The sequence below is a fragment of the Pseudomonas trutticola BRTCR10 genome (genome assembly GCF_056155105.1).
This window is the reverse complement of the sequence record NZ_CM149552.1, coordinates 4,284,930-4,297,824: the sequence shown is the minus strand read 5'-3', so window position 1 is coordinate 4,297,824 and position 12,895 is coordinate 4,284,930. Positions and strand designations below refer to the sequence as shown.

The 12,895-nt window shown below is 60.3% G+C and carries 12 protein-coding genes; 4 read left to right on the top strand and 8 right to left on the bottom strand.

Features of this window, described 5'->3' with window-relative positions; all coding sequences use genetic code 11:
- Nucleotides 1-29 precede the first annotated feature (29 nt).
- The gene (locus tag ACVVH8_RS19505) at nucleotides 30-704 is read right to left on the bottom strand and encodes a histidine phosphatase family protein (protein ID WP_475225730.1); all 675 of its coding nucleotides are present in this window, start codon (nucleotides 702-704) and stop codon (nucleotides 30-32) included.
- Nucleotides 705-1,049: 345 nt separating this feature from the next.
- On the opposite strand from ACVVH8_RS19505, the gene ACVVH8_RS19500 reads away from it, so the two are divergent.
- A complete protein-coding gene (locus tag ACVVH8_RS19500; protein ID WP_315448999.1) occupies nucleotides 1,050-1,748 on the top strand; it encodes a glutathione binding-like protein in 699 nt (232 codons plus the stop codon).
- 243 nt (nucleotides 1,749-1,991) lie between these two features.
- On the top strand, nucleotides 1,992-2,966 hold the full coding sequence (gene hemB / locus ACVVH8_RS19495; RefSeq protein WP_123529451.1) for a porphobilinogen synthase: 975 nt from the start codon (nucleotides 1,992-1,994) through the stop codon (nucleotides 2,964-2,966).
- 123 nt (nucleotides 2,967-3,089) lie between these two features.
- On the opposite strand, the gene ACVVH8_RS19490 is transcribed toward hemB, so the two are convergent.
- Together ACVVH8_RS19490 and ACVVH8_RS19485 are read right to left on the bottom strand one after the other, a co-directional pair.
- Entirely contained in the window at nucleotides 3,090-4,625 is a 1,536-nt protein-coding gene (locus ACVVH8_RS19490; RefSeq protein WP_475225727.1) for an FAD-dependent oxidoreductase, read from the bottom strand.
- A 252-nt stretch (nucleotides 4,626-4,877) separates the two neighbouring features.
- A complete protein-coding gene (locus ACVVH8_RS19485) occupies nucleotides 4,878-7,082 on the bottom strand; it encodes a TonB-dependent receptor (protein WP_475225724.1) in 2,205 nt (734 codons plus the stop codon).
- A 342-nt stretch (nucleotides 7,083-7,424) separates the two neighbouring features.
- Here ACVVH8_RS19485 and ACVVH8_RS19480 point away from each other — a divergent pair, with 342 nt between their 5' ends.
- Complete coding sequence (locus ACVVH8_RS19480) at nucleotides 7,425-8,516, top strand: DUF1615 domain-containing protein (protein ID WP_475225722.1); 1,092 nt, start codon at nucleotides 7,425-7,427, stop codon at nucleotides 8,514-8,516.
- Between the two features lie 71 nt (nucleotides 8,517-8,587).
- Here the strand turns inward: ACVVH8_RS19480 and ACVVH8_RS19475 are convergent, their stop codons facing one another.
- The 4 genes from ACVVH8_RS19475 to ACVVH8_RS19460 form a co-directional block, all read right to left on the bottom strand.
- On the bottom strand, nucleotides 8,588-9,106 hold the full coding sequence (locus ACVVH8_RS19475) for a hypothetical protein (RefSeq protein ID WP_103306661.1): 519 nt from the start codon (nucleotides 9,104-9,106) through the stop codon (nucleotides 8,588-8,590).
- A gap of 132 nt (nucleotides 9,107-9,238) precedes the next feature.
- The gene (locus ACVVH8_RS19470) at nucleotides 9,239-9,931 is read right to left on the bottom strand and encodes an anti-sigma factor (protein WP_401298130.1); all 693 of its coding nucleotides are present in this window, start codon (nucleotides 9,929-9,931) and stop codon (nucleotides 9,239-9,241) included.
- Nucleotides 9,928-10,464, bottom strand: a complete 537-nt coding sequence (locus ACVVH8_RS19465) for a sigma-70 family RNA polymerase sigma factor (protein ID WP_475225719.1) — start codon at nucleotides 10,462-10,464, stop codon at nucleotides 9,928-9,930. The genes ACVVH8_RS19470 and ACVVH8_RS19465 overlap by 4 nt, the downstream gene beginning before the upstream one ends.
- Before the next feature lie 156 nt (nucleotides 10,465-10,620).
- Nucleotides 10,621-11,142, bottom strand: a complete 522-nt coding sequence (locus tag ACVVH8_RS19460) for a DUF3455 domain-containing protein (protein WP_103306658.1) — start codon at nucleotides 11,140-11,142, stop codon at nucleotides 10,621-10,623.
- 463 nt (nucleotides 11,143-11,605) lie between these two features.
- Here ACVVH8_RS19460 and ACVVH8_RS19455 point away from each other — a divergent pair, with 463 nt between their 5' ends.
- Nucleotides 11,606-12,229, top strand: a complete 624-nt coding sequence (locus tag ACVVH8_RS19455) for a glutathione S-transferase (RefSeq protein WP_212809646.1) — start codon at nucleotides 11,606-11,608, stop codon at nucleotides 12,227-12,229.
- 131 nt (nucleotides 12,230-12,360) lie between these two features.
- Here ACVVH8_RS19455 and ACVVH8_RS19450 read toward each other — a convergent pair whose 3' ends face one another.
- Nucleotides 12,361-12,801 (bottom strand): CBS domain-containing protein, encoded by a 441-nt coding sequence (locus ACVVH8_RS19450; protein WP_103306656.1) that lies wholly within the window; start codon nucleotides 12,799-12,801, stop codon nucleotides 12,361-12,363.
- Nucleotides 12,802-12,895: the final 94 nt, after the last annotated feature.

Below are 12,895 nucleotides of genomic sequence, written 5' to 3'. Positions count from 1 at the left end.
CGATGAGGCCCTGACTGACAGCAAAAAACTCAGGTCGGGCAGGTCGCCTTGCCATTATCCAGCCCCTGCTTGTAGCTGTGGCTTTGCAGGCTGGCCTTGCCGTTGTGCCACGTCAGGGTCAGCACATACAGCGAATCGAAGTCGTTGCCCGCCCAGTCATCGGTGATGTTCTGTTTCTTGCCGACCGCGTTACCTGCAATCTTGTTGATCAGTTCCGGCAGGTAGCCGTGAGACCAGGCAGTGTAGATCGTCGAGTTGTGGTACTTGTCTTCGAGCAGTTCGCGCGCCAGATCGCTGGTGTCGTTGGCCGAGAACTCGATATTCACCGGCAGGCCGAGCTTGATCGCGGCCGGGCTGATGGTCATCAGCGGGCGAATATAGCTGTAGGAATTGTCCAGCTCGCCTTCCTCGACATTGCGTGTCGGGTTGGCGGCGAACACATAATCGGCCTTGCCGAATTTTTCCGGCAGCAGCGTCGACAGGTCGATGGCCCGGTTCAGGCCTTGGCAATTGAGCTGGCCGAGACCGCCTTCGGGTTTTTCCGCGTGACGCAGGAACACCAACGTCTGGGTGCCGTCCACCGTTTGGGCACGGCTTTCGCTGGATTCCAGCGACAGGAACAGCGCGCTGACCGCCAACAGGGAGGGCAGGGCCACATACGCGCGATGTTTGAAACGTTTGGCGAAACGCATAAGGTTCGTCATGAAATAAAAAAGTCTTCAGCGTGTTCGATTAAGGCTGACAAACCTTTGCACCACGGGCTCCCAGCACCGGGTGGTTTCCATGTCGTGAAGCGCTTCCTCTGCAACAAGGGCATAGCTCAGAGTCCCCTGAGGCCCTTTTGGTTCGATCCGCAAGCGTGCGCGGCACTCTAACGGCAACCTGGATCGGCTTGCGGAGGAGATTAATCACTGAATGTTACGGTTCCTGTAGACGCTGCCGCAGGCTGCGACCTTTTGATCTTGCTTCAAAGGTCAAAATCAAAAGATCGCAGCCTTCGGCAGCCCCTACATTATGATCAGCCTTTAATTTGTGACTGGATGCTTCCCATGACCGATCTGTCCGCGTTCCCGATCACCCAGAAATGGCCGGCGCAGTACCCTGACTGGATTCAGCTCTATTCCCTGCCGACCCCCAACGGCGTCAAGGTCTCGATCATGCTTGAAGAGATCGGCCTGCCGTACGAGCCGCACCGTGTCGGTTTCGACACCAATGACCAGTTGTCCCCGGAATTCCTGTCGCTGAACCCGAACAACAAGATCCCGGCGATCCTCGACCCTCATGGCCCTGAAGATCAGCCGCTGCCGCTGTTCGAGTCCGGCGCGATCCTGATTTACCTGGCGGACAAAAGCGGCCAGTTGCTGGCCCAGGAGGGGGCGCTGCGTTACGAAACCATTCAGTGGCTGATGTTCCAGATGGGCGGTATCGGCCCGATGTTCGGCCAGCTCGGTTTCTTCAACAAATTCGCTGGTAAGGACTACGAGGACAAGCGCCCGCGTGACCGCTACGTCGACGAAAGCAAACGTCTGCTGAAGGTGCTCGACACACGTCTGGAAGGCCGCGACTGGATCATGGGCGAGCGTTACACCATTGCCGACATCGCGACGTTCCCTTGGGTGCGCAATTTGATTGGTTTTTATGAAGCGGGCGATCTGGTGGGCATCAGCAACTTCCCCAATGTGACTCGTGTGCTCGAGCGCTTCCTGGCGCGGCCGGCGGTCACCCGAGGCCTGACCATTCCTGCTTGAATGACACATGACTCTGTGGGAGCTGGCTTGCCAGCGATGAGGCCGGCAAGTCGACATCCATGTTGACTGACCCACCGCCATCGCTGGCAAGCCAGCTCCCACAGGGTTTTATGGTGGTCTGGAGGATTGTTGCGCGCTCAGTAATGCACTCTTGATTGATCCAGGTTTGTACGCCAACCCTCGCAAGGCATAAGCTTCGCCCCCTACGACTTTCGTCTCATCTTGCGTTTTCAGGAAAGCCCCATGTCCAGTCAGTTCCCCGAAGCACGTCCCCGCCGTCTGCGCCGCAATGCGAGCCTGCGCAGTCTGTTCCAGGAAACCGAGTTCAGCCTGAACGATCTGGTGCTGCCGATTTTCGTCGAAGAAGAGATCGATGACTTCGTGCCGATCAAGAGCATGCCCGGCGTGATGCGCATTCCCGAGCGCAAACTGGCCAGTGAGATCGAGCGTTATGCTCGCGCCGGCATCAAGTCGGTGATGACCTTCGGCGTGTCCCATCATCTGGACAGCAATGGCAGCGACACTTGGCGTGAAAACGGCCTGGTTTCGCGCATGTCGCGGATCGCCAAGGATGCCGTGCCGGAAATGATCGTGATGTCCGACACCTGCTTCTGCGAGTACACCGATCATGGCCATTGCGGCGTGATGCACAACCATGAAGTCGACAACGACCAGACTCTGATCAATCTCGGCAAACAGGCTGTGGCAGCGGCTCGTGCCGGCGCTGACGTGATTGCGCCGTCGGCGGCAATGGACGGTCAGGTACGGGCGATTCGTCAGGCACTCGATGCGGCCGGTTTTACCCAGATTCCGATCATGGCCTATTCGACCAAGTTCGCTTCGGCGCTCTACGGCCCGTTCCGCGAGGCCGGTGGCAGCGCGCTGAAGGGCGACCGCAAAAGCTATCAGATGAACCCGATGAACCGCCGTGAAGCCTTGCGCGAATCGCTGCTGGACGAACAGGAAGGCGCCGATGCGCTGATGGTCAAACCGGCCGGCGCCTACCTCGACATCATCCGCGATATTCGCGAGGCCTCGAACCTGCCGCTGGCGGCGTACCAGGTCAGCGGCGAATACGCGATGATCAAGTTCGGCGCACAGGCCGGGGCGATTGATGAGGATCGCGTGGTGCGTGAAAGCCTGGGCGCGATCAAGCGTGCGGGCGCGGATCTGATCTTCACTTACTTTGCGATGGATCTGGCCTTGGCCGGGATCTAGGCCACACAGCAAATCCAAATGTAGGAGTGAGCCTGCTCGCGATTGCGGTGTGTCAGTCGAATCATTGGTGAATGACACACCGCAATCGCGAGCAGGCTCACTCCTACAGAGGATTGTGGTGTGTCAGGAGCAATTGAAGAACGGCCGGATGCCGTGATCACGGAAGTAGCGCTCGATTACCTTCGGATCCGCGCTGTTATCGGCAATCGCCACGTAGGTATCCGGGCGCAGCAGGTAGAAGCCGTTGCGCCCCAATCCTGCCGTCTCAAACGCCGGTCGCCAGTCGAACACATGCAGCGGCAGGTGATGTTCGTTGCACCATTGGATCATCTCGTCGCTGGTGTCGCCGTATACATGCACTTGCCAGCAAGGCTGGCGCAGTGGCTCGTAGTTATCCCCTTCACCGTCATGCGCCCACGGCAGGCGATCACCGCCGTGGACGTGTCCGGCCACGCCTTGGCTGAGCGACATGCCGCGATAGTTGAGGGTGACTTGCGACACCGTGCGGAAGAGGAATTCGCGACTCGCTTCGAATGAGGCCATTTTCGGGATCAGAAACGGTGCCACACGCATGCGCAGCAGATCAGCCATGCGCCCCTCTGCGGTGACGAAACTGAAGACTTTGTCGGTGGTGGAGACCAACCGCCGGGCGAAGGCGATGCGTTCGGTTTCGTAGCTGTCGAGCAGTCGGGTCTCGGCGCCACCGCTGATAACCGCGGCGAGTTTCCACGCCAGATTGATCGCATCGCCGATGCCGGTATTCATGCCCTGACCACCCGCCGGGCTGTGCACGTGGGCCGCGTCGCCGAGCAGGAACGCGCGACCACTGCGAAAATGCTCCGCCACTCGGTGATGCACGCGATAGGTGGAGAACCAGTTGACCTCTTCGATGTGCACTTTCAGGTGCTCGATGGCGCGGCTGCTGACGTCGGAAAACTCCAGTGTGTCGACGCGTTCCGCACGTTCGTCGCGTACGGTGCCGATCAGCCGTGCGCGGCCTGCTCCGGCCAGCGGGAACACCGCGAGAAAGTCCGCTTCGTCCAGATCCAGATGCAACTCGCCATTCATCGCCGGCCCGCTGGCCTGCACATCTGCCACGTAGAAAATCTGTTGATAGGTGCCACCGGGGAAACCGGTGTCGAGGGTTTTGCGCACCACCGATCGCGCGCCGTCACAACCGGCCAGATAGCAGGCCTGGCAGATTTCCTGTTCGCCATCGGGCAGGCGTAAATGCACGGTGAGACCGTCGCCGGTTTCCTCGAAACTCTCCAGCGTCGTGTTGCGTTCGACGCTTACGCCATAGTCTTCGAGCCGATCAATCAGCAGCCGTTCGTGCTCGTCCTGCGGGAAGATTTCGATGAACGCATAAGGTGTCAGGCCCTCGCCGATGCGATTGAGCGGCAGTTGCGCGACCGGTTTACCGTTGACCCAGAAATTGGCTGCCGCAACGCGATGGCCGCTGCGCACGATGGTGTCGGCCAGATCCAGTTGCCGGTACAGCTCCAGCGTGCGCGCCTGCACCGCCAGCGCCCGGGAGGTGGTGCCGGGGGCGGAGGTTTTGTCGATGATGCGCACCTGCACGCCCAGTTTGCTCAGCCACAGGGCGAGCACCAGGCCGGTCGGGCCGGCGCCAATGATCAGGACGTCGCTGCGGTTCATGGGCCTGTTCTCCGTTTGCTGTGCAGCAAGTATGGATCAGAAGGAGAGGGTGGCCAGTTGATCAGCCAGACGGAAAAAGGCCCCGCAGCGTTGGGGCGGCGGGGCCTTTTTGATTTCTGGCAGAGATTCTGTGGCGAGGGCGCTTGCTCCCGCCGGACTGCGCAGTAGTCCGCTTCTGTCAAAGAAGCGGGGGCCGCTTCGCGACCCAGCGGGAGCAAGCTCCCTGGCCACAGGTGTGTGTTCGACAGCGGTTTAGAAGTCGATAGTCCCCGACAACTTCGCCACTCGCGGCTCACCCTGCGTCAGATATCCACCCTGAGCCGATTCCCAGTACTTCTTGTTCGCCAGATTCTCGACGCCCAGACGCACGGTCACGTCCTTCTCCGACACCTTGAACGCATAACGCGCACCGGCATCGAAACGGTTCCACGTCGGCAGGCTGAGGTTGTTCGCTGCGTCGGCATATTGGCCGCCAGTACGCAGCATCCGCGCATTCAGCGCTACACCTTGCAGGCCCGGTACATCCCAGTCGGCACCAGCGTTGAACTGGAAGGTCGGTACGCCAATCGCACGGTTGCCGTCGTTGGCGCCATTGAGGGTGTTTTTCAGTTCGGTGTCCATCAACGTCAGGCCGCTGATCAGGCGCAGACCATTGATCGGCTCGCCGAACACGTTCAGTTCCACGCCTTTGTTGACCTGCTCGCCTTCACGCACGTAGGTGCAGGTGGTGGCGCTGTTGATTTCACAGTAACCGTCACTCGGTTGCTCGATGCGATACACCCCCAGGCTCGCGCCGTAGGTGCCCATGTCGACTTTCACCCCGGCTTCGGTCTGCTTGGAACGTGCCGGTGCGTAGACTTCGTTGCCATTGGTCACACGAAAGCCGCCGCTGCTGGTCGGCGAAGTCGGGCCCTGGGCCAGACCTTCAATGTGGTTGGCATAGAACGACACGTGCTCCCACGGCTTGAACACCAGGCCGTAGACCGGTGTGGTGATCGACTCGTCGTAGCTCGATTTACGGCCGCCGCTGCCCCAACTGGCGTAGTTGTAGCCTTGCACCACCATTTGCTGACGACGCAGGCCGGCGGTTATCAGCAGACGATCATCGAAGAAGCCGAGGGTGTCGGAAATCGCCAGGCTGCGGTTGAAGGTTTTGCCGACGATGCCCGGGTCATTGAGGTCGCCGCCGGAAAAGTTGCCGACCGGCGCCGGGGTTTCCACCGGGTGGTAGATGTTGTTGGCGTACTTGGTCAGGTCGAAATCATAGGCGCTGCGCTGTTCGGCCCAGATGCCGGTCAGACCGAAGTTCAGCTTGTGGCTGACAGGGCCGGTGTTGAACTTGCCGTTGAGGCCGGCCATCACGCTGGTGTTGTCTTCATCGTGAGGGATGAACGAACCAGTGGTGAACGATGCGCCGCTGTTGCCGACCAGCGTGGTCGAGTTGTAGCGCCCGACTTCACGGGTGTGTTTGGCGCCACCGGCCGCGTAAGCGGTCCAGTTGTCGTTGAGGTCATATTCGGCACGAAGCATGCCGAAGGTGTCTTCGATATCGGTGTAGCCCCACTTCGGCGCGTAGTTGGTGTCGGCCGATGGCGCGTCCGGAATATGCGTGGCGGTGCCGAGGTTGACCGAGTTGCGACCACCGTTGACGCGTTCTTTCTGATAGGCGAAGTCGCCGGAAATCCGCAGCGCATCTCCGCGATAGTCGAGGCCGATGGCGAACAGTTTCGAGCGTTGGTTTTCGTGATCGATGCCGGTATCGCCTTCACGTTGCGACAGGTTGATCCGCGCGCCGAAGCGGTTGTCTTCACCGAAACGCTGGCCGATATCGAAATGATGCCCGACGCGACCTTCACTGTTGATGTCGGTGGTATAGCGGCGCAGCGGCACGTCGCCGGCGCGTTTTGGCTGCAGGTTGACGCCGCCGCCGATGCCGGAACCGGTCGGGGTCACGCCGTTGATAAAGGCGTTCGGGCCTTTGAACACTTCCACGCGCTCCAGGGCGTCGGTGGAGATGATCTGCCGAGGCAGTACGCCGTAGAGGCCGTTATAGGAAATATCGTCGCCGTTCAGCGGCAGACCGCGAATCATGAAGACCTGCGCCTGGTTGGAGAAACCGGAAGCCTGGCGCACCGAGGAATCGTTGAGCAGCACATCGGCGACGTCCTCGGCTTGCTGATCCTGGATCAGTTGCTCGGTGTAGGAGGCCGCGCTGAACGGCACGTCCATCATGTCCTGATTGCCCAGCACGCCAAGTTGGCCGCCGCGTGCGACCTGACCACCGGAGTAGACCGGGGGCAGGGCGTTGGGTGTCGGGGCTTGAGCGTTGACGTTGACGTCGTCCAGCACCAGCGCTTTGTTGTCTTTTTCAGCAGCGTGGGCGGTGATGGTCAGGGAGCACAGCAGGGCGAGAAGCGTCGGGCGAAAGGGCACGGCAAGTCGAGCTGGAGCGGGCATTTTTGTACCTGGAGGCGCACGGCCAGTGAGAAAAGTAAGGGCGGCGCGGGAACTCCTTGCGCAAATGCGACTCCAGGCACAAATGATAGTTTTTCTCAGTAACGTTTTGCAATCAGTTTGTCATTACGGCTGAAACCTCTAATCCACGGCTTGATTTGCGTCCTTGTGGCGAGGGGATTTATCCCCGATGGACTGCGCAGCAGTCCCCTTGGAAATCAAAAACGGGGCCGCTTCGCGCCCCATCGGGGATAAATCCCCTCGCCACAAGGTCTGTGTAAGTCTGGTTTGTGGAACCCCATTGATCGTATGGTGAACCCGCCTCAACGGACTGGATGAAGCTTCATGCACAACTCTCGATTATTTATCACCCTCGCCGCGCTGCTGGTGCTGGCCGGTTGTGCCGGTCAGCGCAGCAGCGAGCCTGCACCCCGTGCCCCCGCCGAAGTGAAGGCCGAGATCGTGCGGCTGATGCCCGCCAAAACCGCCGACCGCCAGGGCTGGGCCACGGATATCTATGCCGCGTTCGCCGCGCAGAACATCAGCCCGACCACACAGAATCTCTGTTCGGTGCTCGCCGTGGCCGAACAGGAATCCACCTTTCAAGCCGACCCGACAGTGCCCGGCCTCGGCAAAATTGCCCGTGACGAAATGGACCGCCGCGCCGCCAAAGTGCATATCCCCAGCCTGCTGGTCAGCGGCGCCCTGCAAGTGCGTTCGACCAACGGCAAAACCTACAGCGAACGCCTGAGCGCGGCGCGCAGCGAAAAAGAGTTGAGTGCCATTTTCGATGACTTCATTGGCCGAGTGCCGATGGGCCGCACGTTGTTCGGCGGCTTCAACCCGGTGCACACCGGCGGGCCGATGCAGGTCAGCATCGAATTTGCCGAACAGCACGCCAAGGATTATCCGTACCCGGTGGACGGCACCATCCGCCGCGAGGTGTTCAGCCGGCGCGGTGGCATGTATTTCGGCATCGCGCATTTGCTCGGTTATCCGGTCAGCTATCGCGAGCCGCTGTACCGCTTCGCCGACTTCAATGCCGGGTGGTACGCCAGTCGCAACGCCGCGTTCCAGAACGCGGTGAGCCGTGCTTCGGGCATCCCGCTGGCGCTGGACGGCGACTTGATCCGCTACGACTCGATCATGCCCGGCGGCACGGAACTGGCGGTACGCACCCTCGGCAAATCGCTGGGCATGCGCAACCCGACCATTCGCGATCAATTGGAGAAGGGCAAAACCCTGGAGTTCGAAGAGACCAGACTCTATCAACGCGTGTTCGAGCTGGCGGAGAAGGCAGAAGGTAAACCACTGCCGCGTGCGGTGTTGCCGGGGATCGTGCTGCAGAGCCCGAAAATCACCCGAAAATTGACCACTGCCTGGTTCGCCAAGCGCGTGGATGAACGTTACAAGCGCTGCATGGCCAAGGGCGGCTGATTCACGCAGACGTAAAAAACCCGGCTGACGGGAGCCGGGTTTCTCTGGGTTGTTGCGGTAACGCCATTCATTCAAACAGCGCGACGTTCGTTCAGACGATCCGAACCACCTTCGGCAACTGTGTTGCCTTGCAGACGATCGGAACCATCAGCGGCGACGGTGTTGCCTTGCAGACGATCGGAACCATCAGCGGCAACGGTGTTGCCTTGCAGACGATCGGAACCATCAGCGGCGACGGTGTTGCCTTGCAGACGATCGGAACCATCAGCGGCGACGGTGTTGCCTTGCAGACGATCCGAGCCATCGGCGGCGACGGTGTTGCCTTGCAGGCGATCAGAACCATCAGCGGCGACGGTGTTGCCTTGCAGACGATCGGAACCATCAGCGGCGACGGTGTTGCCTTGCAGGCGATCCGAGCCATCGGCGGCAACGGTGTTGCCTTGCAGACGATCGGAACCATCAGCCGCAACAGCGTTTTGATACAGACGATCCGAGCCATCAGCGGCGATCATCGTGTGAGCTGGCGTGGCGGCGAAAGCGTTTACTGCGAAAACCGAGAAAGCGATGCTGAGAAGAGTCTGGCGTTTCATGATGGTGTGCTCCGGGGTGTTGTTGGTTGGTATGGAGCGGATGTTACGCCGGGGATTTTTTATGAGAACTTCATTGATGTAATGGTGAACATCGACGCCAATGATGATTGCCAGAACCCCCGCGCCAGAGCCTTACAACACCTTCACCGCGCGCCCGATCGCCTGAATCGGCCCGGTCGGCTTGCCGATTGGCGAGCCGTTGGCGCCCTCCAGCGTCAGCTCGAATAGCTGGTTGGGTTGCAGTGGCGGCAACTTGTCCAGCGGTACCGACAGCGCCTGCCCCGGCTTGACCAGACCCAGTGACACCGGCCCTTGCCAGCCGTCAGCCTTGGTCCAGAACTCCAGTGCCTTGTCCGCCGGCACCTCGACCACACCCAGTGGAATCAACTGAATCTCGTGTGCATTGCTGGCCTGGATCACCCAGCCCGGCGCCTTGTCCTGCGGCGCGACCAAAACCACCAGATAACTCGGTTTCGGTGTGGTCTGGGTCAGCAGGATCGCGCCCAGAATCAAGGTCGCGGTCAGCCCGGCAGCGCTCAGCCCGCGCCACAATGGCAGCAGATTCCACCAGGAAGTTGAGGGCGCTTTGTGCGTCGAGCGCTCGACACTGCGTTCAATTCGTGGCCATAACTGCGCCGACGGTTGCTGCGATTCGGCATAGTCCGTCAACTCCAGCAGCCGTCGCTCCCAGGCATCCACTGCCGCACGCAGTGGCGGCTCATGCGCCAGACGTTTCTGCACCTCGCGCCGCTGTTCGGCAGAGAGCGTGCCGAGCACGTATTCGCCGGCCAGTTCATCGCGTTCCTGAGCCGATTCGGTGGTCATCCCATGCACTCCCGCAACGCGTTAAGGCTGCGCTTGATCCAGGCTTTGACGGTGCCCAGCGGTGTGTCGAGGCGCGCCGATATTTGCGCGTGGCTGTAGCCGTCGACATAGGCGTGGAGGATGCAGCGTCGACGTTGCGCATCGAGCTGTTCGAGACAGCGATGGATGCGCGCCGAGTGTGAGTGCGCATCGAAGGCATCATCGTCGTGTGTCGGCACTTCATGGTCTTCGCTGAACGGCGTTTCCCGACCCTGATCACGCAGCAGATTGAGCGCCAGATGCCGGGTCACGCTGAACATCCAGCCCCGCGCCGAACCGCGCGCCGGGTCAAACCGGGCGGCACCGTTCCAGATCTTGATGAATGCCTCATGCACGATGTCCTCCGCCAGCGCGGTGTCGCGCACCAGTCGCCTGGCCACGCCGAGCAGGCGTGGGCCTTCCTGCAGATACAAATCGCGCAGGGCCGACTGCTCGCCGCGGGCACAGGCAGCGAGACGGGCTTCATAATCGAACACCGATTCAGGCAAAGACATGTCGTGCAATCTAGCTCACATTTAACTTCAGCACACAGAACCCCTGTGGGAGCGGGCTTGCCCGCGATGGCGTCGGGTCAGCCAACTTCTACTTCACTGATCTACCGCTATCGCGGGCAAGCCCGCTCCCACAGGTTTTGTGTTGGGCCTGTGACTTCAGTTCGCCGCCCAGAAAATGTAATCGGCCTGGTACTTCACCACTTCCTGCTTGCCCTTGTTCGCCGCGGTGCATTCGCTCGCCGGCGCCACGCCGCCCTTGAGCGCAACGCGCTGGACGTAACTCACGCCACTCATCGCGCCCTTACCTTCGGCCGGGTTGGCCTTGACCAGTTGATAAGGCAGGTTACCCGGGCTCGACGGCGCCACGGCCAACTGCGTGCCGGTGATTTTCGAACCGTCCTTGGCCTGCCAAGTGGCGGGCGGGCCGAAGTAGGTGCCGACCTGTTTACCGCTGCGGTCATTGAGCACCGCTTTCGGACCGACAAAGGTCCACTCGGTCTGTCCGGCCATATTGGGCTTGTCGCGGCACTCATAGGTGATCTCGCCGACCCCGGTGGTTTCCATCGCGATCTTGTGGCCATCCGGGACTTTGATCGCATCGGGGTAACTGCTTTGGGCGAAGGTTGTCGAGGAGAGGGCGAGCAAACCGGTGAGGCCAATCAGCTGGGTGATGTTCATCAGTGTTTCTCCGAAAAAGGTAGACCGCTGGCAGCCGAGGAGGGCTGTTACAGGGACTACCCGTGGCGGAGACATTTGGATGCAGTACCCGACAAATATTTTTCAATCACCTCGTTACTTGTGGTAGCTGGCAAACCAGCTCCCACGCGTTCTTGATGCACTTGGTGCGGGATGGGCACCGCCAGCGCTGTCTTGCGAGGTTTGAATTCGCAAGTCGCGAGTGCATGGGAAAACGTGCCAATACCGATACAACTGCTGACAAATTCGCTCTTGTGGCGAGGGAGCTTGTCGGAATGCCGCCCGTCCCGCCGGGCTGCGAAGCAGGCCCAAACCCGGTAAATGCACTACAACTGATACACCGCAGTCTCTGATTTTATGACTGCTGCGCAGCCAAGCGGGACGGGCGGCGTTCCGACAAGCTCCCTCGCCACAGGGGATGGGTAGCCAGTAGAAGGGGGGATTTATGTATCAACTGTATGGGCACAGAAATTCAGGCGCAGCCGCCATCGAAGCGGCGTTGGAGTTGTGTCAGATCGCTTATCGCTTCATTGATGTCGAAGCCAGTACCGAAGCCGCCGAGGCGTTGGCGCAGCTCAATCCACTGAAGCAGATTCCGACTCTGCAACTGCCCGATGGCAGCGCCATCACCGAAAGCGCGGCGATTCTGATTCATCTGGGCCTGACCTTTCCCAAGTCCGGTTTATTGCCGGTCAAGGCGGAGGATCGCGATCAGGCGATTCGTGGTCTGGTCTACATCGTCAGCAATTGTTACTCGGCGATCGGCGTCATCGATTACCCCGAGCGCTGGCTGGTGATGCCCGACGAAGCGTCGCGGCAAAACCTGATTGCCGGCGCTCGAGAACGTTTGCATTGGAGTTGGGAGGTGTTTGCTGATCAGTTTTCAGCGGAGTTGTATCTGGATGACGAAACGCCGGGGGCGCTGGATGTGCTGGCGGCGGTGGTGACGCGCTGGGCCGGGAGCCGCGAGCATTTGCGTCAGACTCGGCCGGGGTTTTATGCGTGGTTACAGCGGATCGACCGGCACCCGGTGCTGGCGCCAGTCTTCGCCCGGCATTGGCCAGCCTGACTCAAGAGGATCGTTCCCACGCTCTGCGTGGTAACGCAGCCCGGGACGCTCTGCGTCCCAAAGCGTGACGCAGAGCGTCACCGGAGGCATGCCCACGCGGAGCGTGGGAACGATCATGAGGAGGACGAGGGTCACTCCCCGCGAATGTACTGCTCCAGCTGCTTGATCAGCTCAGCCTGTTCGGCAATCGCTTCCTTGACCAGGTCACCAATCGACAGCAAGCCGATCAGCTTGCCGTTCTCCACCACCGGCAAGTGGCGCAGACGTTTGTCGGACATGATGCCCAGGCAGGTATCGACAGTCTGGTGGGTATCCACGGTGATCACGTTCGCCACCATGATGTCGCGAACCGGCGTGCCCACCGATGAGCGGCCATGCAGCACCAGTTTGCGCGCGTAATCGCGTTCGCTGATGATGCCGACCACTTCGTCGTTTTCCACCACCAGCAAGGCGCCGACGTTTTTCTCGGCCATCTTCATCAGCGCTTCGAGCACCATGTGATCAGGCTTGATCTGGTGTACTTCCTGATTTTTCTGATCTTTGAGCTTGAGCAGTTGGGCGACGGTCTTCATGGCGGTTACTCAGGTGTTGTCGTTGTTATCCAAGCATCGTAGACGCAAGCGCGCAGAGCAAGGTGGCAAAGCGGCAGATAACACGCAAAAAACG

Coding starts and splice junctions, on each gene's coding strand:
- ACVVH8_RS19465 (WP_475225719.1), bottom strand. CDS start 10,464: ATGTCTTTGCCTGAATCGGTGTTCGATTATGAAGCCCGTCTCGCTGCC.
- ACVVH8_RS19500 (WP_315448999.1), top strand. CDS start 1,050: ATGACCGATCTGTCCGCGTTCCCGATCACCCAGAAATGGCCGGCGCAG.
- ACVVH8_RS19470 (WP_401298130.1), bottom strand. CDS start 9,931: ATGACCACCGAATCGGCTCAGGAACGCGATGAACTGGCCGGCGAATAC.
- hemB (WP_123529451.1), top strand. CDS start 1,992: ATGTCCAGTCAGTTCCCCGAAGCACGTCCCCGCCGTCTGCGCCGCAAT.
- ACVVH8_RS19460 (WP_103306658.1), bottom strand. CDS start 11,142: ATGAACATCACCCAGCTGATTGGCCTCACCGGTTTGCTCGCCCTCTCC.
- ACVVH8_RS19505 (WP_475225730.1), bottom strand. CDS start 704: ATGACGAACCTTATGCGTTTCGCCAAACGTTTCAAACATCGCGCGTAT.
- ACVVH8_RS19450 (WP_103306656.1), bottom strand. CDS start 12,801: ATGAAGACCGTCGCCCAACTGCTCAAGCTCAAAGATCAGAAAAATCAG.
- ACVVH8_RS19455 (WP_212809646.1), top strand. CDS start 11,606: ATGTATCAACTGTATGGGCACAGAAATTCAGGCGCAGCCGCCATCGAA.
- ACVVH8_RS19480 (WP_475225722.1), top strand. CDS start 7,425: ATGCACAACTCTCGATTATTTATCACCCTCGCCGCGCTGCTGGTGCTG.
- ACVVH8_RS19475 (WP_103306661.1), bottom strand. CDS start 9,106: ATGAAACGCCAGACTCTTCTCAGCATCGCTTTCTCGGTTTTCGCAGTA.
- ACVVH8_RS19485 (WP_475225724.1), bottom strand. CDS start 7,082: ATGCCCGCTCCAGCTCGACTTGCCGTGCCCTTTCGCCCGACGCTTCTC.
- ACVVH8_RS19490 (WP_475225727.1), bottom strand. CDS start 4,625: ATGAACCGCAGCGACGTCCTGATCATTGGCGCCGGCCCGACCGGCCTG.